Origin of the sequence: Enterococcus sp. DIV1315a (assembly GCF_051712325.1) — a bacterium.
GTDB lineage: Bacteria > Bacillota > Bacilli > Lactobacillales > Enterococcaceae > Enterococcus > Enterococcus faecalis.
This window is the reverse complement of the sequence record NZ_JBIOOS010000001.1, coordinates 2,558,813-2,583,163: the sequence shown is the minus strand read 5'-3', so window position 1 is coordinate 2,583,163 and position 24,351 is coordinate 2,558,813. Positions and strand designations below refer to the sequence as shown.

20 protein-coding genes and 1 riboswitch are annotated in these 24,351 nt (G+C 38.6%); of the genes, 13 read left to right on the top strand and 7 right to left on the bottom strand.

The window, feature by feature from the left end:
- Window positions 1-70: 70 nt before the first annotated feature.
- Entirely contained in the window at window positions 71-214 is a 144-nt protein-coding gene (gene pepG1, locus IGJ03_RS12235) for a type I toxin-antitoxin system toxin PepG1 (RefSeq protein WP_277813275.1), read from the bottom strand.
- Between the two features lie 562 nt (window positions 215-776).
- Window positions 777-2,393 carry a phosphatase PAP2/LCP family protein gene (locus IGJ03_RS12230; protein ID WP_010824297.1) on the bottom strand — a complete coding sequence of 539 codons (1,617 nt, stop codon included), beginning with the start codon at window positions 2,391-2,393 and terminating at the stop codon, window positions 777-779.
- Window positions 2,394-2,484: 91 nt separating this feature from the next.
- Window positions 2,485-2,651: riboswitch (M-box (ykoK) riboswitch) on the bottom strand.
- A 426-nt stretch (window positions 2,652-3,077) separates the two neighbouring features.
- Between IGJ03_RS12230 and IGJ03_RS12225 the strand changes: the two genes are divergently transcribed.
- Window positions 3,078-3,716, top strand: a complete 639-nt coding sequence (locus IGJ03_RS12225; protein ID WP_002375448.1) for a lytic polysaccharide monooxygenase — start codon at window positions 3,078-3,080, stop codon at window positions 3,714-3,716.
- A 263-nt stretch (window positions 3,717-3,979) separates the two neighbouring features.
- Here the strand turns inward: IGJ03_RS12225 and IGJ03_RS12220 are convergent, their stop codons facing one another.
- Entirely contained in the window at window positions 3,980-4,972 is a 993-nt protein-coding gene (locus IGJ03_RS12220) for a biotin--[acetyl-CoA-carboxylase] ligase (protein WP_010778026.1), read from the bottom strand.
- A gap of 138 nt (window positions 4,973-5,110) precedes the next feature.
- Between IGJ03_RS12220 and IGJ03_RS12215 the strand changes: the two genes are divergently transcribed.
- The 5 genes from IGJ03_RS12215 (at window position 5,111) to rpoC (ending at window position 14,108) form a co-directional block, all read left to right on the top strand.
- Window positions 5,111-5,326: a zinc ribbon domain-containing protein gene (locus tag IGJ03_RS12215; protein ID WP_002354768.1), complete on the top strand. Its 216-nt coding sequence runs from the start codon at window positions 5,111-5,113 to the stop codon at window positions 5,324-5,326.
- Between the two features lie 405 nt (window positions 5,327-5,731).
- The gene (gene mazE, locus IGJ03_RS12210) at window positions 5,732-5,962 is read left to right on the top strand and encodes a type II toxin-antitoxin system PemI/MazE family antitoxin (protein ID WP_002354773.1); all 231 of its coding nucleotides are present in this window, start codon (window positions 5,732-5,734) and stop codon (window positions 5,960-5,962) included.
- On the top strand, window positions 5,962-6,303 hold the full coding sequence (locus IGJ03_RS12205) for a type II toxin-antitoxin system PemK/MazF family toxin (protein ID WP_002360937.1): 342 nt from the start codon (window positions 5,962-5,964) through the stop codon (window positions 6,301-6,303). The genes mazE and IGJ03_RS12205 overlap by 1 nt, the downstream gene beginning before the upstream one ends.
- Window positions 6,304-6,673: 370 nt before the next feature.
- On the top strand, window positions 6,674-10,288 hold the full coding sequence (gene rpoB / locus IGJ03_RS12200) for a DNA-directed RNA polymerase subunit beta (RefSeq protein WP_002389470.1): 3,615 nt from the start codon (window positions 6,674-6,676) through the stop codon (window positions 10,286-10,288).
- A 166-nt stretch (window positions 10,289-10,454) separates the two neighbouring features.
- Window positions 10,455-14,108: a DNA-directed RNA polymerase subunit beta' gene (gene rpoC / locus IGJ03_RS12195; protein WP_002354777.1), complete on the top strand. Its 3,654-nt coding sequence runs from the start codon at window positions 10,455-10,457 to the stop codon at window positions 14,106-14,108.
- 48 nt (window positions 14,109-14,156) lie between these two features.
- Here the strand turns inward: rpoC and IGJ03_RS12190 are convergent, their stop codons facing one another.
- On the bottom strand, window positions 14,157-14,849 hold the full coding sequence (locus IGJ03_RS12190) for a prepilin peptidase (protein ID WP_002387581.1): 693 nt from the start codon (window positions 14,847-14,849) through the stop codon (window positions 14,157-14,159).
- A gap of 108 nt (window positions 14,850-14,957) precedes the next feature.
- On the opposite strand from IGJ03_RS12190, the gene IGJ03_RS12185 reads away from it, so the two are divergent.
- The 5 genes from IGJ03_RS12185 (at window position 14,958) to rpsI (ending at window position 18,947) form a co-directional block, all read left to right on the top strand.
- Window positions 14,958-16,478, top strand: coding sequence for a gluconokinase (locus tag IGJ03_RS12185; protein ID WP_375804794.1), 1,521 nt, complete (start codon window positions 14,958-14,960; stop codon window positions 16,476-16,478).
- An 83-nt stretch (window positions 16,479-16,561) separates the two neighbouring features.
- On the top strand, window positions 16,562-17,281 hold the full coding sequence (locus tag IGJ03_RS12180) for a DUF5105 domain-containing protein (protein ID WP_375804793.1): 720 nt from the start codon (window positions 16,562-16,564) through the stop codon (window positions 17,279-17,281).
- Window positions 17,282-17,408: 127 nt separating this feature from the next.
- On the top strand, window positions 17,409-17,876 hold the full coding sequence (locus tag IGJ03_RS12175) for a Dps family protein (RefSeq protein ID WP_002354782.1): 468 nt from the start codon (window positions 17,409-17,411) through the stop codon (window positions 17,874-17,876).
- Window positions 17,877-18,112: 236 nt separating this feature from the next.
- Window positions 18,113-18,541: a 50S ribosomal protein L13 gene (gene rplM / locus IGJ03_RS12170; RefSeq protein ID WP_048670019.1), complete on the top strand. Its 429-nt coding sequence runs from the start codon at window positions 18,113-18,115 to the stop codon at window positions 18,539-18,541.
- Window positions 18,542-18,554: 13 nt separating this feature from the next.
- Window positions 18,555-18,947, top strand: a complete 393-nt coding sequence (gene rpsI, locus IGJ03_RS12165; protein WP_002354786.1) for a 30S ribosomal protein S9 — start codon at window positions 18,555-18,557, stop codon at window positions 18,945-18,947.
- A 361-nt stretch (window positions 18,948-19,308) separates the two neighbouring features.
- Here the strand turns inward: rpsI and IGJ03_RS12160 are convergent, their stop codons facing one another.
- Window positions 19,309-20,472, bottom strand: a complete 1,164-nt coding sequence (locus IGJ03_RS12160) for a site-specific integrase (protein ID WP_271851704.1) — start codon at window positions 20,470-20,472, stop codon at window positions 19,309-19,311.
- Between the two features lie 254 nt (window positions 20,473-20,726).
- Between IGJ03_RS12160 and IGJ03_RS12155 the strand changes: the two genes are divergently transcribed.
- Entirely contained in the window at window positions 20,727-21,299 is a 573-nt protein-coding gene (locus tag IGJ03_RS12155; protein WP_126263824.1) for a tyrosine-type recombinase/integrase, read from the top strand.
- Window positions 21,300-21,596: 297 nt separating this feature from the next.
- Window positions 21,597-22,178, top strand: a complete 582-nt coding sequence (locus IGJ03_RS12150; RefSeq protein ID WP_104888632.1) for a type III toxin-antitoxin system ToxN/AbiQ family toxin — start codon at window positions 21,597-21,599, stop codon at window positions 22,176-22,178.
- Here the strand turns inward: IGJ03_RS12150 and IGJ03_RS12145 are convergent.
- Together IGJ03_RS12145 and IGJ03_RS12140 are read right to left on the bottom strand one after the other, a co-directional pair.
- Window positions 22,175-23,086 carry a hypothetical protein gene (locus IGJ03_RS12145; RefSeq protein WP_174097400.1) on the bottom strand — a complete coding sequence of 304 codons (912 nt, stop codon included), beginning with the start codon at window positions 23,084-23,086 and terminating at the stop codon, window positions 22,175-22,177. The genes IGJ03_RS12150 and IGJ03_RS12145 overlap by 4 nt on opposite strands.
- 834 nt (window positions 23,087-23,920) lie before the next feature.
- Window positions 23,921-24,346, bottom strand: a complete 426-nt coding sequence (locus IGJ03_RS12140; RefSeq protein ID WP_406842742.1) for a hypothetical protein — start codon at window positions 24,344-24,346, stop codon at window positions 23,921-23,923.
- Window positions 24,347-24,351: the final 5 nt, after the last annotated feature.

Sequence of the window (24,351 nt, the reverse complement as noted above, 5' to 3'; positions counted from 1 at the left end):
ATGTAGAGCCGTTTAAGACGGTGACCAATTTTATTATTTAAAAATAACCGTGCTTGGTCAAAGTAGACGGTTATTTTTTATTGTCATTTTTAAGCAATTTCACAATCAGCGCAATCAAAGCAATGGTAAACATACCAAACCCTAGGATCGTCTGAATTGTTTCGTATGCTGACAACAGGCCTCTCCTTTCTCTAAATTTCGGAAATACGTGCATACGCATCACCTCTCTTTCAGATTGGATAGCCACCGTGTTAACTTCTCTACTCTTAGATTATACCATGCGAAACTAAAAAATAATTAGTTTACAATATATTTTTTTAGGAAAGTGTGCTATAATAATAATGAAAAGAGAGGTATGCGCCAACATACCTCTCTAGTGTAGAGCGGTTTAAGACGGTGACCTTTTGGATTATTTAAAAATAACCGTACTTGGTCAAAGTAGACGGTTATTTTTTCTTGTCTTCTTTAACAGCTTTTAGGATTCCGAAGATTAACGTTGCGATTCTTGTTGCAAAGCGCATGTTCCTGTGCGCTTGCCGCCGCCATAACTTCTCTACGCTTAGAGTATACTATGTAAAACAAAAAATAATTAGTTTCCAATATATTTTTTAGGTAATTGTGCTATAATAGCAATGAAAAGAGAGATATGCTGTAACATACCTCTCTGATGTAGAGCCGTTACTAACGGTGACAAAATTTTTACATTTTGAAATGACCGTCTAACTAGCCAAAGTTAAGCAGCGCCCCTTTCATTAAGGGGCGCTGTTTTTTAGTCGTTATTGTGATTGTTCAGTGTCTTTCGTAGAGAGGTTCATTTGTTCTTTGATGGCATTTTCGACACGTTGACGTTCACTCTCTTCCACAAGTTGATAAGAAATACCTTCAATACCTGTCACGCCATCGCCAGTGTAATCGTAGCCTTTTAATTGATCGGTTTCAATCGTTTTTAGTGCGGGGGTGTATTTTTTTAGCATTGCCATCATTTGGTCAAAGGACAAGTCGGTTTCACCATGTTCGCCGATTACGTCCAGAATTTCTTGATATTTTAGCAAGCTGTTAAAAGAAAGTAGCTTGTTGGTTAATTCGATTAAAACTTCTCGTTGGCGGCGTTGACGACCATAGTCGCCTTCGGGGTCTTCGTAACGCATGCGCGCGTATTGTAAAGCTTCCCAGCCACCTAAATGCTGTTTGCCTTTCGGATAATGAATCCCTTCAGCGTCAAAAGCAAAGGCATTGTCAACAGTGACGCCGCCCACTGCATCGCCAAGGTCCTTCATAGCATCCATATCAATTGAAAAGTAATGATTGATTGGGATGTGCAAGACATTTTCAACCGTTTTAATTTGCATATCGGCACCACCGAAAACGTGGGCCGCATTGATTTTATTGTATTCGCCATTGGTGCCAGCCATTTCCACATAGTAGTCACGTGGGATGCTAGTGATGGTAGTTTTTTGTAATTGATTATTCACTGTGACCACCATTAGGGCGTTGGAGCGGTAATCGGTTTTGCGTTTTGAGTCATTCGCAATTCCCATAATTAAGAAACTAACCGGTTCCCCTTTGGCTAAATCGGGACTCTTCGTGGAAGATTTTCTTGGTTTATACATGGTATTCGCCGTTTTTTGCAAATTGCGATACATGCTGACGCCGTAAGCCGAAACAGAAAGTGTGCCTAAAAATAAAAGGGTTAAACTGAAGACCACGAATAAACTTTTTCTTTTACGAGAATGGCGGCGCCGGCGTTGTGTCGGTACTTCTGCTTCCTCTGGTTCAGGTGTCGGCAAATAACGTTGAACAATTTGAAATGAAAAGTTGATCCAGCTATAACTTAGGAGCATCCCAGCGATGACATCACTAGGATAATGAACGCGTAAGATTAAGCGACCTAACACAATCAAAACTAAATAAGTGAGTAAGAAAATTTTGATGCCTTTGGTTTTTTCGACATGAAGATAGGCCAAAATGATCAAAATCGTACAGACCAGCGCCATTGCTAACAATGAATGTCCGCTGGGAAAGCTAGCAGAGCTTCGATCAGCTAAAGCGCCTAGGTTTGGTCGAGCCCGACCCACCACATGTTTAAAAACGCTCCCTAAAAAGCCGACAGCTAATAGGTTACTGACAGCCCAAAAGGCTAGGATTTTTTCTTTTTTGCGTAAAAGGTATACCATCAATAATAAGAAGAATAGCAGCATTGGTCCAATCGTGGCTGTTTTTGCTAACAGATTGACCGCTGTTAAAAGTGGGGCATTTAATTGCCATTTGATGTGATAGATAGCTTCGTCCATTTGTTGAAACCAATTTGGACTAGCCGCCACTAACAAAGTGAGGAAAGTAAAACCAAGCGTTGTTAGGGCATAAAGTGGAAATTTTTTATTCGATGTTTGCATGAGAATCCCTTTCTTTTTCCCTTGAAAGAGTAGACTAAGCCAGCATCGATTGTAAATAAGCGCTTGCGACTAAACAGGGCACAGCAAGCCAATCGGTTCTCATCGTCTGAGCTTTAGCACTATCCAACGTAAAGATTTCTCTTAGCTATTTTTAGAAGAGCCTTAATTCGACCATTCCTGTTTTACACATTGGTGTCTTTCGACATTTCTGCGCAATAGCCTATGTTTGGATAGGAGCCTCACCTAACAAGGTTATTTTATCTAACGCTAGAAGTATAGAATTTATGCAGCGGTTCTCACAATGAAGTTTAAGAAAATTTATTGTTTTTTAAATAAATTTAAAGGTGTGGGGAAGTGAAGCAGTTAAAAAAACAGTACTTGAGCATTCTTAAAAAAGTGTACAAGGCTGTTCTCGGTTAACCGCTATAAATAGTTGGTGTTCAATAATGATAAATTAAAAAACAAACATTTTTTATAAGAGTGCTATAAGTTTTTTTCAGTAAAAAAGGCGGACAGTTGCTATTGAATTGCTAGTTCATTTAAAATAAATATGTCGACAATAATTGTGCACAAAGTTGATGGTCGCTATCGAAAAAGTAAAAATGATGTTGTGGAGATTTTATGTTTCAGTTGATTAAGATTACATGTTTTTTGAAGGGTTTTGCTTATAAGGGAGCGATATACATGAAAAAAATGATGTTATTTATAATTGCAGTAGGCGCAACGATGATCAGTGTTTTTGCTTTAGGAGATGCACAGCAGAGTTATGCACACGGCTATGTTGATAGCCCAGTCAGTCGAGTCAAAAATGCGGAAGCAAACGGATTTGGATGGGGACCTGGTCAAGACAGCTCACAGCCAGAAATTATCACGACACCCCAAGGAATTGAAGCGCCAACTAAATTATTAGACACGGGTCAATTAAATGGAAGGTTGCCTTCAGCTGGCTTAGCAAGCTATTCCAAACTAGATGAACAAACAGCCACTCGTTGGGTAAAAAGTAATATAACAACAGGAGAGAATAATTTTAAATGGGTGATGACGGCAAAACATAAGACCAATCGTTTTAGATACTATATGACGAAACCTGGATGGAATCCTAATGCACCATTAACGATGGACGAAATGGAACTGATTGGCATAGTAGGGCAACCAATCGGTCAAGATTTACCTCCTGGTCAAGGATTTATGGTCAATGATACAGAAACACACAGAATAAATATTCCCGCTGATAGGAAAGGATACCATGTTATTTATGCCGTTTGGGATATCAATGACACGATTAATTCATTTTATCAAGCGATAGATGTTAATGTTCAATAATCAGGTATCAAGATAATGTGGCTGAGACAAAAGTGCTTAGCGCCAAGAACCAAGTAGGTTCTGTTCATCATCGAATCACTACGTTCTTCGTGATTCTCAACACTTGGAAGGATTAAGATATGCCGAACACTTGTGTGAGAAAGTCAATTTCGGCTTATTTCCGAAGGGGCTGCTTTTGTTCAGCTGATTATCTTCAGAAGAAGCAAGTGGGACATCAGTCAAAACGACTGATGTCCCACTTGCTTTTTTCTAAATTTCCCCACTTAACCTCGACGCCATTCACCAATCTGGTCCAAACTAATTTCCCCAGAAGACAACGTTTTGGCCGTGCCATCAGGCAACTGGACAATCAATTCGCCATTTCCATTAATGGTTGTCGCAACGCCGCGGAAGTCTTGCCCGTTTTGGGTAAAAGCGACGTCTTTGCCAATCACAAAGGAGCGTTGACGGTATTCTTCTAAAAAGTCTTTCGTTGAACGTTTGTCTAAAATTTGATAAAAATGATTCCAAATGTTGGCGACTAATTCATTTCGCGTCGCCGTTGGTTCACCCTCTGGGAAAAGAGAAGTCACTTTCTGCCGAATGTCCTCAGGAAATTCGGTTTCTGTAATTGAAAAATTAATCCCCATGCCGATGATAACATTAGAAATCTGCCCTGTTTCCACATTGCTCATGGCTTCCGACAAAATCCCGCAAACTTTTTTGCCGTTTAAATAAAGGTCGTTGACCCATTTAATTTCTGTGTGAACGCCTGCCAGAGCATCCATTGCTCGAGCGACCGCTACGGCCATAATCACAGTATATTGAGCGATTTCTTCAAAATTTTGGTTCGGTTGAAGCACCATGCTCATGTAAATCCCTTTACCTGGCGTAGCGAAAAACGGCCGGCCGAACCTGCCCCGCGGCATTTCTTGCATGTCAGCAACAATCAAAGTATTGTCGGGCGTCTGGTCTAAAATCGCCCGCTTAGCATCGGTCATGGTAGATTCAGATGTTTCTAGGACGGTAATTGTTAAAGGCGGTGTTTGTGACCATAACGCCAACTGAATGCCTTCTGCAGAAAGGACATCTGATTTTTCAAGGCGATACCCCTTATTTTGCACGCTAGTAATTTGATAGCCATCTTTTTTCAATTCATTAATCGCTTTCCAAATAGCTGTGCGAGATAAGGACAGACGTTGTGCCATCTCTTCGCCAGAAAGGAATGCGGGCGTTTGTTTCATCAATAAAGTTAGGACTTGGCTTTTTGTCGACATATTTTTTCCTCCGATTCGTTATGCTTATTGTAGCGGAAAGGAAAAGGCTTGGTCAACTAGTGAAAAAATCCATCTTAGGATGGAGGAAAATGAAGCAGGCGTTTGCTATACTTGTTTTATTGAGAAGGAGTGAGGGGAATGGAAAAGCAACAATATGTTTGTGAGAAATGTGGCAACATGCACTATGTGTCGGACCAATTTCAAGCAACAGGTGGGAACTTTGCGAAAATTTTTGATGTTCAAAATAAAAAATTTATTACAATTAGCTGTACCCAATGCGGCTACACCGAACTTTACCGCAGCCAAACAAGCGGCGGCATGAATGTCCTAGACTTTTTATTAGGTGGCGGTTAGTCAAAAACGAATGCATCTTTGCATTCGTTTTTTTGTGTGAATAGAAGATAGGGGAAAAGGAGGTCGGGCCAGAAGCGTTTAACTCCGAGAACCAAGTAGGTACGATGATTTCATCTGTTCATGCTTCACAGTGAAACATCGCAACTCTTAGAGCTGTAGCTCTTTTGAAGGCTGTACTGTGACGAGACGCATGTCGAGAAAACACCTTAGAAGTTGTTGAGATCGGAGCAACGCGTAGTGTTGCTTCTGTTCCCGCCGTTTATCAGTTTTTGAGCGTGGAGCAAAAATCCAAAGTGATTTTTGTCCCACACGCATTATATAGTAAACTCAGTCACATTAAGTGTGATTTAAAATTCTTTCCATCATTGCAAAGGCATAGTATAATGAAGCGAAGGGAGTGATTTCATGCTAACAACTAAATCAAGAAGACAAGGAAGCTCGGTCGTTTTAACTTTACCCACTGATAATGGTAAAAAACCAAAAGTCGACCAAGAATATATTGTGATGTATTCTGACGACGGTACAATTACATTAGTCCCTAAAATTCAGGATCCATTTAGTGAAGGTCCAGAAGGTGAGTATTATGAAAAAGATGAGTGGCATGATCTTGCACCTGAGGGGAGAGAACTTTTTTAATGAACGTTGAAAAGAAGTACATTCCTAAAAAAGGAGATATTGTATGGATTGATTTTGATCCTGCTGCAGGTAAAGAAATTCAGAAGAGACGCCCTGGTTTAGTCGTGTCAAGATATGAATTTAATCGGAAAACCATGTTTGCTGTGATTTGCCCGATTACTTCCACCATTAAAAATATTCCCACTCGATATACGTTGCCCGATGACATAGAAACCCATGGGCAAGTAGTGATCTCACAACTGAAATCTTTGGACTTCACTGAAAGAAAATTAAGTCAAATTGAGCATTTGCCATTAAAAGATATGGCGAAAATTGACCAAATAATTGAATATATTTTCTAGTTGTTGAAAAAATGCGTAATTATTTATTACGCATTTTTTCATTAAAACCCTTTACAAAAAAACTCCTTTTTATGAAAAAGAAAACCTTAAAGAAACCCTTGACTTTTCTAGACAAAGGTAGTAGAATCTATAGAGCAAAAACTATCTGAAAGTGACGAAGCAGGAGCGAAATATTGTCCGTTCCGGTTTTTTATAGGAAAACAAAAGTAGAAACGCCAGAAAATTTTTCGGAAGCATGTTCTATTTTTGGTTTTTTTTTGCTTAAAAACTGCAAAAAATGCTTTTTGTTACATATATTTAATATATGTAACGTAAATGTAATTTTTCGGATCGGTGTTTTGATAGACTTATAACTAGAGGGGTGAAGAGCTTGGCTGGACACGTAGTAAAATACGGAAAGCATCGCGAACGTAGAAGTTTCGCACGTATCAGTGAAGTATTGGAATTACCAAATTTAATTGAAATCCAAACAGACTCTTATCAATGGTTTTTAGATGAGGGACTTCGTGAAATGTTTGAAGACATTTTACCAATTGATGATTTCCAAGGAAACTTATCCTTAGAATTTGTTGACTATGAATTAAAAGAACCAAAGTACACAGTAGAAGAAGCCCGCGCACATGATGCCAACTATTCTGCGCCATTACATGTAACATTACGTTTAACCAACCGTGAAACAGGTGAAATTAAATCCCAAGAAGTCTTCTTCGGCGATTTCCCATTAATGACAGAAATGGGTACCTTCATCATCAACGGGGCAGAACGTGTTATCGTTTCCCAATTAGTTCGTTCTCCAGGTGTTTACTTCCATGGAAAAGTGGACAAAAACGGCAAAGAAGGTTTTGGCTCAACAGTCATTCCTAACCGTGGTGCATGGTTAGAAATGGAAACAGATGCGAAAGACATTTCTTATGTTCGGATTGACCGCACACGTAAAATTCCTTTAACTGTGTTAGTTCGTGCTTTAGGTTTCGGTTCAGATGATACCATCTTCGAAATTTTCGGCGACAGCGAAAGCTTACGCAACACAATTGAAAAAGATTTACACAAAAATGCAAGTGATTCTCGTACAGAAGAAGGCTTGAAAGACATTTATGAACGTCTTCGCCCAGGCGAACCAAAAACAGCAGATAGCTCACGTAGCTTGTTAACTGCACGTTTCTTTGATCCAAAACGTTATGATTTGGCAAACGTTGGTCGCTACAAAGTTAACAAAAAATTAGACTTAAAAACACGTCTATTAAACTTAACCTTAGCTGAAACGCTAGTTGATCCAGAAACTGGTGAAATCATTGTCGAAAAAGGCACGGTTTTAACACACCAAATCATGGAAACATTAGGCGAATACATTGACAACGGCTTAAACAGCGTAACTTACTATCCAAGTGAAGATGCGGTAGTAACTGAACCAATGACGATCCAAGTGATTCAAGTTCTTTCACCAAAAGATCCTGAACGTATCGTAAATGTGATTGGTAACGGCTATCCAGACGACAGCGTAAAAACAGTTCGTCCAGCAGATATCGTTGCTTCAATGAGCTACTTCTTCAACTTAATGGAAGATATCGGTAATGTCGATGATATCGACCACTTAGGTAATCGTCGTATCCGTTCAGTAGGCGAATTATTACAAAACCAATTCCGTATTGGCTTAGCCCGTATGGAACGTGTGGTTCGTGAAAGAATGTCTATTCAAGACACAGAAACATTGACACCACAACAATTAATTAACATCCGTCCAGTGGTAGCAAGTATCAAAGAATTCTTTGGTTCTTCACAGTTATCACAGTTCATGGACCAAACAAACCCATTAGGTGAGTTAACCCATAAACGTCGTCTATCAGCCTTAGGGCCTGGTGGTTTGACTCGTGACCGTGCCGGTTATGAAGTTCGTGACGTTCACTACTCTCACTATGGTCGTATGTGTCCAATTGAAACGCCTGAGGGACCAAATATCGGGTTGATCAACAGTTTATCTAGTTATGCGAAAGTGAATAAATTTGGTTTCATCGAAACGCCTTATCGCCGTGTTGATCGTGCGACAGGCCGTGTTACTGATCAAGTAGATTACTTAACAGCAGACATCGAAGACCATTATATCGTAGCGCAAGCGAACTCACTTTTAAATGAAGATGGCACATTTGCCAATGATGTTGTTATGGCGCGTCTACAAAGTGAAAACTTAGAAGTTGCCGTAGACAAAGTTGACTACATGGACGTTTCACCAAAACAAGTAGTCGCAGTCGCAACAGCATGTATTCCTTTCTTAGAAAACGATGACTCCAACCGTGCCTTGATGGGTGCCAACATGCAGCGTCAAGCGGTGCCGTTAATTCAACCACGCTCTCCGTGGGTAGGTACAGGTATGGAATATAAATCAGCCCATGACTCAGGTGCTGCTTTACTATGTAAACATGACGGTGTCGTAGAATTCGTCGATGCAAAAGAAATTCGCGTTCGTCGCGACAATGGCGCATTAGACAAATATATGGTTACGAAATTCCGTCGTTCTAACTCAGGAACAAGCTACAACCAACGCCCAATTGTTCACTTAGGTGAAAAAGTTGAAAAAGGCGATACTTTAGCGGATGGACCTTCTATGGAAGAAGGCGAAATGGCTTTAGGGCAAAACGTCTTAGTTGCCTTCATGACATGGGAAGGTTACAACTACGAGGATGCCATTATCATGAGCCGTCGTTTAGTTAAAGACGATGTCTACACTTCTGTGCATATTGAAGAATATGAATCAGAAGCACGTGATACAAAATTAGGACCTGAAGAAATTACCCGTGAAATTCCAAACGTTGGGGAAGACGCGTTGAAAGACTTAGACGAAATGGGGATTATCCGCATTGGTGCTGAAGTTCAAGATGGCGACTTACTAGTTGGGAAAGTCACACCTAAAGGGGTTACAGAATTATCTGCAGAAGAACGTTTATTACACGCAATCTTCGGGGAAAAAGCCCGCGAAGTTCGTGATACGTCTCTCCGTGTACCTCACGGTGGCGGCGGTATCGTTCATGATGTGAAAATCTTTACTCGTGAAGCTGGCGATGAATTATCACCAGGTGTCAACATGTTAGTTCGTGTCTATATCGTTCAAAAACGTAAAATTCACGAAGGAGATAAAATGGCGGGACGTCACGGAAATAAAGGGGTTGTTTCCCGTATTATGCCGGAAGAAGATATGCCATTCTTACCTGACGGAACACCTGTTGATATCATGTTGAACCCATTAGGGGTACCTTCTCGTATGAATATCGGACAAGTACTTGAATTACACTTAGGTATGGCTGCTCGCCAATTAGGTATTCATGTCGCAACACCTGTTTTCGATGGGGCAACCGATGAAGACGTTTGGGAAACTGTTCGTGAAGCTGGTATGGCTAGCGATGCTAAAACAGTTCTTTACGATGGACGTACAGGTGAACCATTTGATAACCGTATTTCCGTTGGTGTCATGTATATGATTAAATTAGCCCACATGGTTGATGACAAATTGCATGCTCGTTCAATCGGACCTTACTCTCTTGTTACGCAACAACCGTTGGGTGGTAAAGCTCAATTCGGTGGACAACGTTTCGGGGAAATGGAAGTTTGGGCACTGGAAGCTTACGGTGCTGCTTACACATTACAAGAAATCTTAACTTACAAATCTGATGACGTTGTCGGACGTGTGAAAACATACGAAGCCATCGTTAAAGGTGAACCAATTCCAAAACCAGGTGTGCCTGAATCATTCCGAGTATTAGTGAAAGAATTACAATCACTTGGTTTAGACATGCGTGTCTTGGACATTGAGGAAGCTGAGATTGAGTTACGCGATATGGACGATGACGATGATGATTTAATCACCGTTGACGCACTAACCAAATTTGCGGAACAACAATCAGCGAAACAGCTGGAAAAAGAAGCAGAATCAGTCGTGAAAGAAGAAGCACAAGACGTTGTTCAAGAAATTGAAACAGCCGAAGACAGAGACTAATTTGTCGCTACCACTCTGATGAGTTGATTCAACTGCGACTTTGTTGCAACTGCGCAAGCCATTACTTGTTCCAAGTGTCGTCAGACCTTCTTTCAAGTGATGCTTGCCATTTGCTAACAAGTTGCTGACTCAGCTTCTCTAAATAAGGAAATGGAGGGAATTCCTTTTGATCGATGTAAATAAATTCGAAAGTATGCAAATAGGGCTTGCTTCACCAGAAAAGATCAGAAGTTGGTCTTATGGGGAAGTTAAAAAACCCGAAACAATTAACTACCGTACATTAAAACCCGAACGTGAAGGGTTATTCTGTGAACGCATTTTTGGTCCAACCAAAGACTGGGAATGTGCTTGTGGTAAATATAAACGTATCCGTTATAAAGGTATTGTCTGTGACCGTTGTGGCGTTGAAGTCACTCGTTCAAAAGTACGTCGTGAACGTATGGGACATATTGAATTAGCCGCACCAGTTTCACATATCTGGTACTTTAAAGGAATTCCATCTCGGATGGGTCTTGTTTTAGACATGAGCCCTCGTGCATTGGAAGAAGTCATTTATTTTGCTTCATACGTTGTCATCGAACCGGGTGACACAACATTAGAGAAAAAACAATTGTTAACGGAACGCGAATATCGTGAAAAACGTGAACAATATGGCCAAGCCTTCAAAGCTGCTATGGGTGCCGAAGCCGTGAAACAATTATTAGATAACGTTGATTTAGATGGCGAAGTTGCGCAATTAAAAGAAGAATTGAAAACAGCTTCTGGTCAAAAACGGACACGTGCCATCCGTCGTTTAGACATCTTAGAAGCCTTCCGTGCCTCTGGTAACCAACCAAGCTGGATGGTAATGGATGTTATCCCAGTTATTCCACCAGATTTACGTCCGATGGTTCAATTGGAAGGTGGTCGTTTTGCAACAAGTGACTTAAACGACTTATACCGCCGTGTTATCAACCGTAACAACCGTCTAAAACGTTTATTAGACTTAAATGCGCCAAGCATCATCGTTCAAAACGAAAAACGGATGTTACAAGAAGCGGTCGATGCTTTAATCGATAATGGTCGTCGTGGCCGTCCAGTTACTGGACCAGGTAACCGTCCATTGAAATCTCTTTCTCACATGTTGAAAGGGAAACAAGGTCGTTTCCGTCAAAACTTACTAGGTAAACGTGTTGACTATTCTGGTCGTTCCGTAATCGTCGTTGGTCCGTTCTTAAAAATGTACCAATGTGGTTTACCAAAAGAAATGGCGATTGAATTATTCAAACCATTTGTAATGCGTGAATTAGTACAACGTGAAATTGCGACAAACATTAAAAATGCGAAACGTAAAATCGAACGTGGCGAAGATGAAGTTTGGGATATCTTAGAAGAAGTTATCCAAGAACACCCAGTTTTACTTAACCGGGCACCTACGTTGCATAGATTAGGGATCCAAGCTTTCGAACCTGTTCTTGTTGAAGGTCGTGCGATCCGTCTTCACCCATTAGTGTGTGAAGCCTATAATGCCGATTTCGATGGAGACCAAATGGCGGTTCACGTGCCTCTAAATGAAGAAGCACAAGCAGAAGCTCGTATGTTAATGCTTGCTGCCCAAAATATCTTGAACCCGAAAGATGGTAAACCAGTTGTTACACCATCTCAAGATATGGTCTTAGGTAACTACTACCTAACAATGGAAGAAGAAGGCCGTGAAGGGGAAGGCATGATCTTCCGCGACATGAACGAAGCTGTTTTAGCATGGCAAAATGGCTACGTACATTTACACTCACGGATTGGGGTTCAAACAACACTTTTAGGTGACAAACCATTTACTGATTGGCAAAAAGAACGAATCTTAATCACCACAGTTGGTAAGATCATCTTTAACGAAATCATGCCTGTTGAGTTCCCTTACTTGAACGAACCAACAGACTATAACTTAACTGTTCAAACACCAGATAAATACTTCGTAGAAGCTGGTACAGACATTCCTGCACACATTAAAGAGCAAGAATTAGTTTTACCATTCAAGAAGAAAAATCTTGGAAATATCATTGCTGAAGTCTTCAAGAGATTCCACATTACGGAAACCTCTAAAATGCTTGACCGCATGAAAGACTTAGGTTACAAACACTCAACTTATGCTGGGATGACGGTAGGGATTGCCGATATCATGGTTCTTCATGAAAAACAAGCAATCATTGATGCTGCCCACAAACAAGTTGAAACAATTACTAAACAATTCCGTCGTGGTTTAATTACTGATGACGAACGTTATGAACGTGTAATCGGCGTTTGGAACGGTGCCAAAGACGAAATCCAACAAAAACTGATCGAAAGTATGGAAGCTCGTAACCCAATCTTCATGATGTCTGACTCTGGAGCCCGTGGTAACATCTCCAACTTTACACAGTTAGCTGGTATGCGTGGTTTGATGGCCGCTCCGAATGGACGAATCATGGAATTACCAATCATCTCAAACTTCCGTGAAGGACTTTCTGTCTTAGAAATGTTTATCTCAACTCACGGGGCTCGTAAAGGGATGACCGATACGGCCTTGAAGACAGCCGATTCAGGTTACTTAACACGTCGTTTAGTTGACGTTGCCCAAGACGTAATCATTCGTGAAGACGACTGTGGCACTGACCGTGGTCTTGAAATCGAAGCAATTCGTGAAGGTAACGAAATTATCGAACCATTAGACGAACGTCTATTAGGTCGTTATACACGTAAATCAGTTGTTCATCCAGAAACTGGTGCAATCATCATTGGTGCGGATCAATTAATCACTGAAGATCTTGCCAGAGAAATCGTGGACGCTGGTATTGAAAAAGTAACCATCCGTTCTGTCTTTACATGTAACACAAAACATGGTGTATGTAAGCACTGTTACGGACGTAACTTGGCAACTGGTTCTGACGTTGAAGTCGGAGAAGCAGTTGGTACAATCGCCGCTCAATCTATCGGGGAACCTGGTACACAGTTAACCATGCGTACGTTCCATACCGGTGGGGTTGCCGGTGACGATATCACTCAAGGTTTACCTCGTATCCAAGAAATCTTTGAAGCACGTAATCCGAAAGGACAAGCAGTGATTACAGAAGTAACCGGTGAAGTTATCGATATTTCTGAAGATCCTGCCACACGTCAAAAAGAAGTAACCATCAAAGGAAAAACAGATACACGTACCTATACTGTCCCTTACACTGCACGTATGAAAGTTGCTGAAGGCGACATCATCCACCGTGGTGCACCGTTGACAGAAGGTTCAATCGATCCAAAACAATTATTACAAGTTCGTGATGTTTTATCTGTTGAAAACTACCTATTACGTGAAGTACAACGTGTTTACCGTATGCAAGGGGTAGAAATCGGCGACAAACATATCGAAGTAATGGTTCGTCAAATGTTACGTAAAATCCGCGTAATGGATCCAGGTGACACTGAAATCCTTCCAGGAACATTAATGGACATCGCAGAATTTAAAGACCGTAACTACGACACATTAGTTGCTGGTGGCGTCCCTGCTACTAGTCGTCCAGTCTTACTTGGTATTACCAAAGCGTCATTGGAAACAAACAGCTTCTTATCTGCTGCATCCTTCCAAGAAACAACACGCGTGTTAACAGATGCTGCTATCCGTGGCAAAAAAGATCCATTACTTGGATTGAAAGAAAATGTTATCATTGGTAAAATCATCCCAGCTGGTACTGGTATGGCTCGTTACCGTAACATGGAACCAAAAGAAGTTGGCGTAGCTAGCGAAAACGTTTATAGTATTTCAGACATTGAAGCACAAATGGCTGCTGAAGATGCGATGAAAAACATCAATAAATAAACCCTAAAAAGCCGTAAGGAGCATGCTCCTTACGGCTTTTTTTATTTGCTATAGCCAACTGATTGTGAGTAAGCCCAAACTTAAAAAGGGGACAAAGGGAAGTGTCTGTTCAACTGGATACCCCAAAAATTTACAGCTGTAGCCATAGATTAGGCCATAACTACTGGCAAAAAATAGTAGCATCAGCAACTGAGGTACCTGTAAAAAACAGCCCCACAAACCCAGTAACAAAAGATCCCCTCGTCCCATGGCTTCCGGAAAATAATGTAAGACGGCTTGGAAAAAACAAAAACAAAAAAGACCAGTCAGTAAGTAAAACGAATGCTGACCCGCAATTTTCAGCAAGCAAAGCACAAAAAAACTAGGATAAAGAATCTTCGGTTCAACCACTAAATACCAGTAATCAATCAAGGATAATGTGAAAGCGCTCGTCAGCCACCACCAGAGAATCAAAGCATCAATCGTCAGGCCAGCAAAAAAACAGCTTGCGGTTAACCCGCCCATGACAAGTTCTGCTAAAAGATAACACTTAGCTACTGGCTGTTGACACTTTCGACAACGAAAGCGCTGCAGCAAAATCGAAACAACTGGAATTAATTCATAGAGTTGTAGAGGCTGGTGGCAACCTTGACAGTGGGAAGGGGGCCACCACAAAGAACGCCCTACTGGTAAGCGCTCCGCCACTAAGCATAAAAAAGAACCGAAACAGGCACCAATCAAAAAGAGACTCAAGAAAAACATAGGTTACCTCCTTAAAAATAAACTACGCTTTTTTTAAACTTTTTCGTTTGACTAGACAAATCTTTTTTTGTTAGGAATAATAAAAGAAACAAGAAATGAGGGAATCAAATGGAAAAATTAGCGATTGGTGTCGACGTTGGCACCACGCAAGCCAAAGCAGTGGCTTTTCAAGCAAATGGCACAGTCGTAGCTTCTAGCTATGTGCGTTATCCATTAATTCAAGAGACTGAAGGAATGGCGGAGCAAGACCCAGAAACGCTGTTCCAAGCTGTGGTGAACTGTATTCGAACCGTCACACAACAAGTGAAGAATCAACCAATTGGGCTCATTTCTTTTGCTTCAGCGATGCATGGCTTAATTGCCATGGATGCGCAAGGACGCCCATTGACCCAAGTGATTACTTGGGCTGACACACGAGCATCTGATTATGCGGAAGCGTTAAAAGAAACGCCAGCGGCCCAATTGTTTTATCAATTGACAGGCATGCCAGTTCATCCAATGGCGCCTTTGTACAAGATTCGCTGGCTGCAGGAAAATCAGCCAGCCGTTGCGCAGAGCGCGGCCAAGTTTATTGGGATTAAGGACTACATTTTTTACCGTTTCTTTAGCGAATACTGGACAGATTATAGTAGTGCTTCAGGAATGGGTTTATTTAATATTCACACGCGACAATGGGAATCGTCGATTTTAGCGTATTTATCTATTGAGGAGGAACAGTTGCCAAAAGTTGCCCCGTCAACGTTCATTTTTCCAGCATTAGCGCCTTCTTGGCAAGAGATGCTTGGTGTTGAGGAGGAAACGGTTTTAGTTCTTGGTGGCGCGGATGGTCCATTGTCTAATTTAGGTTTGGGAGCGCTAGGAATGGGTGTAGCGACTTTGACCGTTGGTACGAGCGGCGCACTTCGGTATATTGTCGAGGAACCTTTTTTGCATCCGCAAGGTGACACGTTTTGTTTTGCTCTAGATGAACAGCACTGGGTGATTGGTGGCGCAAGTAGTAATGGTGCAGTTGCGTTAGATTGGGCGAGCCAAACGATTTTTGCAGAAGAACGTCAGCAAGCTCTCCAAAACGGGACCAATCTCTATGACCCAATTATGGCCAAAATTGCAACCGTGCCAGCCGGGGCAAATGGCTTACTGTTTCATCCTTATTTGCTTGGTGAACGAGCGCCGTTGTGGAATGCAGAGGCGAGCGCAAGTTTTATTGGCTTGCGCAAAAATCACCATGCCGGACATTTAGCTCGAGCGGTGGTGGAAGGCATCTGTTTCAATTTAAAAACCATTTTAGAAGATTTGAAACAACTCGGTGGACCCGTTCAGGAGATTCGAGCGACAGGCGGCTTTGCTGATTCCCCTGTGTTCCGTCAAATCATGGCTGATGTGCTGGGAGAAACGTTATCGTTCACTGATAGCACCGAAGCTTCGGCATTAGGCGCTGTTTTGCTAGGTTGGCAAGGCTTAGGGCAGTTACCAAATTTACAAGCAGCGGCGCAACAGGTGCTGATTCATGAAACGGTCACGCCACGGGCGGATCAATTGCTAGTTTATCAAGAACTGTATCCTGTTTTTCAAGAAACCCAACAAGTTTTAGCACAAAGTTATCAAAAATTAGCAGAATTCCGCAAATAATTGATAGTAAATAGCTTTGACAAATGGCTGAGAAGTTGCTTAACTAGAAGAGAGACAAAGACTTGAGGAAATGAGGATGAGGAATGAAGAAGCAGCTACTACCACTATTTCTGTTATTCATTGGGGCGTTAGCAAGCTGCAGTGCACCGTCTCGTTCCGGCGAAAAAGTAGCGCAACAGTTGGTAGATTACTTTATTTATCAAGAAAAGCCAGCGACATTCTCTCAAACTTTTCGTGAACCGAAAGTCTTGGCGGAGCATTTGCAGACGAGCCGTCAACAGTTCCAGAAGCAATTTTTCAATAGCTTAAAAGAAATGAACGCTGAAGTCACCGAGACCGAAGCCCAGAAGCTTAGCGCAGAATTACTGGCTCAAGTGAAGAAAAAAGCGTCATATCAACTAGTAGCCACGAAAGAATTGAATGGGCAAGCGACAATCACTTTTCAGATTAAGGGCTTAGATTTTGTGACGGCGATTGAAGATACAACCACTGCTCTTCTTCAGCAAACGCAACAGGCGACACAAGCGCTAGACATGCAGCACACGTTAGCCATTTTAAAAAAAGAAATCCAACAAATCAATGTCAGCCATGAGCCAGTTGAACTGCCATTAACGGTTAAGCAAGTAGAAGGGCAATGGTACTTGCCGGCAGCGGAGCAACTGAGACTGAATCAGTTTTTTTTAGCTTTCGTCACAGGAAAAGAAGATACTGACCAGTTGACGGAGGCACTCGACACGATCCTCACTCAAGCGGAACAAAAAGTCGTCACTGCGGATGAAAAAACAGCGATTTCAGGAAATTAATTAGATTCTTAATTATAATTATTATAATTTGATAATAATTTTAAAAAAGAAAGGTTTTCAGTGTACTTTTTTCACAATTCATATTACACTAAGAGTGTAGAAATAATATTTAGGAGGATGACAAAGAATGAAATTTGAAAAAACAAAAGAAATTTTGAACCAACTCGTTGCAGATTTAAGCCAATTTTCCGTGGTAATTCATCAAACACATTGGTATATGCGTGGACCTGAATTTTTAACACTTCACCCACAAATGGATGAATACATGGATCAAATCAATGAGCAATTAGATGTTGTTTCAGAACGTTTAATCACATTGGACGGCTCTCCATTCTCAACATTGCGTGAATTCGCAGAAAATACAAAAATTGAAGATGAAATTGGTAACTGGGACCGCACCATTCCAGAACGTATGGAAAAATTAGTAGCAGGCTACCGTTACTTAGCAGACCTTTACGCAAAAGGAATCGAAGTTTCTGGTGAAGAAGGCGACGACTGCACACAAGACATTTTCATCGCAAACAAAACAGACATCGAAAAAAATATTTGGATGTTACAAGCCAAACTTGGCAAAGCGCCTGGTATTGACGCATAATTTAAAACAACTCCCAAAGCCGCTGACGTTGACGTTGGCGGTTTTTTTCTGTTTAAAAGGCACAAAAAAATAAGTGAAAATCTATTTTCTGAAAGCGCAGAAAAACATTGACTTTATCAGTGATTGAAGGTAAAATATTAAATGGTATTGTTTGCCCCACAATGAGCCCCGGAAACTCAAGTGTATGTCAAACATCGAAAACAAAATTGGAGGAAAGAAACGTGCGTACAACATATATGGCCAAAGCTGGCGAAGTAGAACGTAAATGGTACGTAGTAGATGCAACAGATGTTCCTTTAGGACGTCTATCAGCAGTTGTTGCTTCTGTACTACGTGGTAAAAATAAACCAACATTCACACCACATGTGGATACTGGAGATTTCGTAATCGTAATTAACGCTGATAAAGTAAAATTAACAGGTAAAAAAGCTACAGACAAAATTTACTACCGTCACTCAATGTATCCTGGAGGATTAAAATCAGTGACTGCTGGTGAATTACGCGACAAAAACTCTCGCCGTCTTATCGAAACTTCTGTAAAAGGTATGCTACCTAAAAACACTTTAGGACGTAAACAATTTACTAAATTGAACGTATACGGTGGAGCTGAGCATCCACATGCTGCACAACAACCAGAAGTATTAGATATCACGAACTTAATTTAAGGAGGGAAATTCATTGGCACAAGTACAATATAGCGGCACAGGCCGTCGTAAAAATGCAGTTGCCCGCGTACGCTTAGTACCAGGTACTGGTAAAATTACTGTAAACAAAAAAGACGTAGAAGAATATATTCCACATGCTGACTTGCGTGAAGTTATCAACCAACCATTTGGCGTAACTGAAACAAAAGGCGCTTACGATGTAATCGTAAACGTAAACGGTGGTGGCTATGCTGGACAATCAGGAGCTATCCGTCACGGAATCGCTCGTGCATTGTTACAAGTAGATCCTGACTTCCGTTCTGCTTTAAAACGCGCTGGGTTACTTACTCGTGACGCACGTATGGTTGAACGTAAAAAACCAGGGTTAAAAAAGGCAAGAAAAGCAAGTCAATTTTCAAAACGTTAATCCTTATTATATCAAGGATTTCAAGGCATCATCCGTTTGGATGGTGTCTTTTTTTAGTTGAATTTCTTGAAAATTGGGTCTATTTTACAGACCCTTTTCTATGTAAACTATTTTTCAGACTTGGAAAAATTTGTTATTTTTAAATTTTATTTAATTCTAATATTTACTATGTTTTTAGCAATGTTAGGGAATGTGACTGCGTAAATTTGTTATACAATAATGGATTTTGATTTTGGGACGTAAAACATGGTGTTTTATGTGTCTTACGTTTGTTTAATATGTATAGAAAGCCTTTAATAGGTGAATAGAAAATTTATTTTTGTTGAACTAAAAAAGAAGCTAATTCGTATGAACTAGCTTCTTAGCTATCTAAGTATAAAGCAAGTTTATTTGCAGTTTCTCTTTTAGCTTTGGTTGTGACATGAGTATAAATCTTTAAAGTTATATCACTATTAGCGTGTCCTAATCGGTCTTGAACTTCTTTGAGCGTTGCTCCTGCCTCGAATAACAATGAACAATGAGTGTGTCTAAAACCATGGATTGTGATTTCTCGTATTTCTTTATTTTCTTTAACAACAGTTTTCATACAACGATTCAAATAGTCGGGGTCAAATGGTTGGTCTTTTTCATGTTTTAATGGAATGTCTCTTGTGAACACTAAATGGTTGTCTTTAACATTAATATAGCGTGCCTGTTGTTTCTCTTTCCAAGTTTTTAAAATATTATAAGTGGAAGGGTCAATGCTTATGACTCTATTGCTATTTTCATTTTTAGTATCAGATACATAAGCAACACGTTTAATCATTGTCATTGATTTATTTACAACGATGCTATCATGACGTATATCCGACCATCTTAAAGCCATTAATTCACCTTTTCGGATTCCAGTGAAAGCTAATAAACGAAAAGCCGTAAACCACATATAATCATAATTTTGTTCTAATGTGGTCAAAAATTTATTTAATTCATCTTTATCGTAGTAATTTTCAGTATTACTGCTTGTTAATTCGACAGTATTAGCAATATTCATTCGAGATTTATTTATCTTTGGCATTGTGCATAGTCGCATAGGATTTTTTTGAATTAAATCCTTTTTAATTGCTAAATCTAAGACTTGTTGAGTATATCCTTTTAACGATTTAAACCTATCATATTCTTTTGCCCATTTATTCAGTGTCAGTTGGCAAAACTCTGTGGTTATCTCATCAACGTATTTTTTTCCGAAAATGGGCAGTATTTTTAATCTAAATAAATCAATTGTTCGATGATATGTGACCAATCGGACTGAATCTTTGTAATCGATTATCCATTCGTTATACATATCTTGGAATGAAATCTGAATGTATTTTTGTTCAGATTCTATTTTCCCTTCAATTTCTGCTAATTTTTCTAATGCTTGTTTTTTTGTTGAAAATCCAGACTTTTTAATATATTTTTGTTTTCCATTATAATCTAAGCCAAGGAAAATTCTAAATTTATAAGCAGTTTCTCCATTTTTCTTGATATATTTTTCTACTCTAGCCAATATAATCGCTCCAATTCTTCAGAAGTGTGCAGCGATTATACCTCGCTTTAGAGTAGATATCGAGGATGTTCTACAAATTTGCCCTCCGTCATTTATGATGCTATAAAGGTCCTTGAAATGGATACTTTTTACATTTCTATCCATCACGAATCCTATTCTATCAATACCTAAGATTGTGATTTAGCAAAGATGGATAGATTTATATTATGAGAGATAGAAAGTATCCATAAAATAAGCATTTATGGAGGGAAAATATGGTACAAAAAAATATTAATGTGAAAGCAATTAAAGATAAAGAGGTATTGAATAAATTTGCCACAGAATTGTTGAAAAACAAACATGGACAAAGAGATTATACAATTTTCGTGTTTGGGATTTTTACAGGATTAAGAATATCAGATATATTGAATCTGAAAGTTGATGATGTGAAAGGGAAATTAAAAACTGATATTGTAGAGAAAAAAACAGGAAAAAAGAGAACACTTAATTTAATGCAATTGACCAATCAAATCATTAAATACCTAAACGAGGAACACGATGGAGAAAGTAAGTGGTTATTTCCGTCTCCTAGGAATAATATGAAACCTTTAGCTACCCATCAGTATTATAAAATTATGCAAAAGACTGCTGAATCGCTCGGTCTAGATTATATCGGAACGCATAGCTTGCGAAAAACATTTGGCTATACTTATTATAAGAAAACGAAAGATTTATCAAGCTTAATGAAGATTCTGAACCATAGTTCTCAAAGTGTAACTCTTCGATACATAGGAATTGAAGAAGAAGAACTTCAATCTAGTTTAGATAATTTTAATCCTTTTCAATAATATCTAGGGTGGCTTTTAAGGTATCTAGGTAAGGATAATTCTGTAGTAGGGGTATATTTTTTAGGTCTGACTACTTGTAGTCAATATAATTCTATGATATTATGTAAGTAGTTAATAGAGGTTACAGAGCCTACCAAAACTGTTTTAATAGAGGTTACAGAGCCTACCAAAACTGTTTTAATAGAGGTTACAGAGCCTACCAAAACTGTTTTAATAGAGGTTACAGAGCCTACCAAAACTGTTTTAATAGTTAGACCTACAATTTCGTAGGTCTATTTTTATAGGGAGAATATAAGTATGTTGGAATGGATTAAAGTTGATAAAAACTATTTGGATTTTTTAAGAGTAGAAGAACCAAGAATTCCAAATTCTGAATACTATGATGTAAGAGGGAGGAAACTACTGAAGCCGTTTTTTTCTCCACTGTTTGAATTGGATAATTTAGTCTATGTTACTCAAGTATCTCATCCACAAGAAAGACATTTACGATTGCGTAACAGTGCTGACTTTATAAAGGTTTTTAAACCAGATAATGAAAAAACTGGTGGTGTAGGTGATTTATATTGTGTCATCAATTTAAATTATATGTTTCCAGTACCTAAAGAATTAATTGAAAAAATTGAAAACTCTAAAATGGATACGTATAGAGATTTTGATAGTGAGATTGAAAAATCTAGATATATAGATTTATTAAATAAGCAAATAGAAAAAATTAGAGAATTAAGAATTGAAGAAATGGCAATAAAATTATATGAACGAAAATACCAATTTCCTGATGATAGAGTATCTGCTAGATGTTTGGATTTTAAAAATTTAGAAACTATAGCAAAAACTTACTTAGAAAATAGTAGTAAAAATCATGAAAGCACAATCAATTAAGACTGTGCTTCTTTTTTTGCTTTCTTTTTAGCTATTGTATTATATTGTTTTCTATTTTCACTGCTTTTTATATAGAGTGTTTCTAATGCCTTATATTCTTCTTTGTCATTTGAAAAAGTCAGTTGTTTAGAAGACTTAAAATGATTAGCCAAGTAAAAAATGAATTCAAATAGACTGTCGATTTGATATAAATTCCATTGTTGCTGGTCATTTTTCGTATAGAAAAAGAAACTATCGTAACTTTGAATATAGATTAAGATATCATCTCTTATAAATGTGGTGTTGTTCTTCACTCGATACCTACTAAAATCTTTCAATCTCTTTTTGATAGCAGGTAATTGTTGCATGGTAGGAATTGCAATAATATCTAAAGAATCTAAAGATTTAGTATAAATTAGTTGATTCTCATCATAAATACTCGAAAATTGAATAGGTATTTCAACATGATGGTAATTGATAAAATTTGAAAATAATTCTTTGTTTTCGTTAGATATGCATTGCTGAAATAATTGAAAAGCTTGGGGTTTTTGACTAAAATTTTTATGCGTATATATTTTCTTTACAGCACTGTGAAATGAAGCCTTCACTTGTTTTTGCTGATTCGTAGTGATTGATACGCTACTTGTTCTGAAGCCTAATGTTAACATTTTTTGTAAGGCATCAGCTTGTAAATCTAACTCTTTTAAATTGGCTAAATCAAACTTTTTAGCGTAATAGAAGTGTTTAGATAGCTTCCTTTTAGAAATCCATTTATGCTTTTCAAGTGTTTTTAAACGAGCTTCTAGGCTAGTTCTGTTGCATTGTAGTAGTTTTTCCAAGGTAGATTCATAAATTCCGTTAGACGCAATAATTAGTTGTAGTAATTCTTCGTTACTGATAGCTCTTTTGTTGACAATATATTTTTTCAAGTCCACTCCCTCCAATGATTTTTTTTGTTTATTTTCTTTGATTGATTGTTTTCAAAACTATCCATCAACATATCTTATTCTCGTAAGTATCCATTCCATTCATACACTCATTTCAGTAGTCTTGTCCAAGTGACATAGTTAAAAAATTTTTCATGAAGCTGCTGTTTAAAAAAATTCACGGAGGTTTCCATTGAATTTTTCAAAAATTCCTTCAAAAATGATAGAGTTTTAAAAAAGTTCTCGCAAAAGTTCGCAAATAGTTCTCATCTAGGAACTCTAAAATTATCTTTATGCAGGGTTTATGAAGGGATTATGAAGGGTAGGAAGATTGGAGATGAAGGGGTTATGGAGGGGTCTATTTTCTAATAAAAAATAGTTACTTCTCGTAAGTATCCATCTCGTGACTATCCTTTTTCACTACTCCCATAAAAAATTATAGCATCAAAAAATAGAGAGTGGAAATTTGAATGTTGTGTGTAAAATTTGTTGACAATGAAAAGGTAGGGAATAGAAAAAAACATCAGGAGTTATTCCTGACGGTTTGATTTAATAATAAATAACTTCTTTCAAACTACTTTCATATGGTTTTATTTGACTTTCTAACTCTTTAGGGGCTTTCACTGTTAGTTGTTTTCTAGGGGCTGTCGCAATATATTGAATATCAGAAATAGGAGTTGTATTTGTTAAAACTAATTCTTCTAATGCAGAATTTTGAAAAGCACCATATCCAAATTTATTAAATTCTTTACCTAATGTTAATTTTTTAACTGTTTTATTATCACTTAAAAAATATTGAACTCCTAAATTAGTTACTTTAGTTTGACTTAAATCTAATTATACAAGGTTCGGAGTATCATTAGTCACTGATGTAACTGTAGTTAAATTAGTATTTCCTACTATTTTTTCAACCCCTTTAAATTTTCCTCGTAAATTTATAAAGTCTATGGTTACTAAATCTTTCTCTCTAATGGTATTAGGTAAAGTAATGGTTTTGAAATTCTTCTTAATACTGCCATCAGAATTGTATGCCTTTGAATTTAAACCAACAACACTATCGCCATTTAGATTTGAGTAAATTAAATATTTTTGGTTAGTAATACCTGTTAAGTTTTCATCAGCCTGTTCTAAACTATCCGTAAATATTCCTGATAAACTAGGTTTTAAAGTATCTCTAAATAGTAAATAGCTAATACCTACAAAAATACCAAAAATAATAATTGCGATAACTACGAATAGTCCTTGACTTGTTCCATTTGTCATTATCC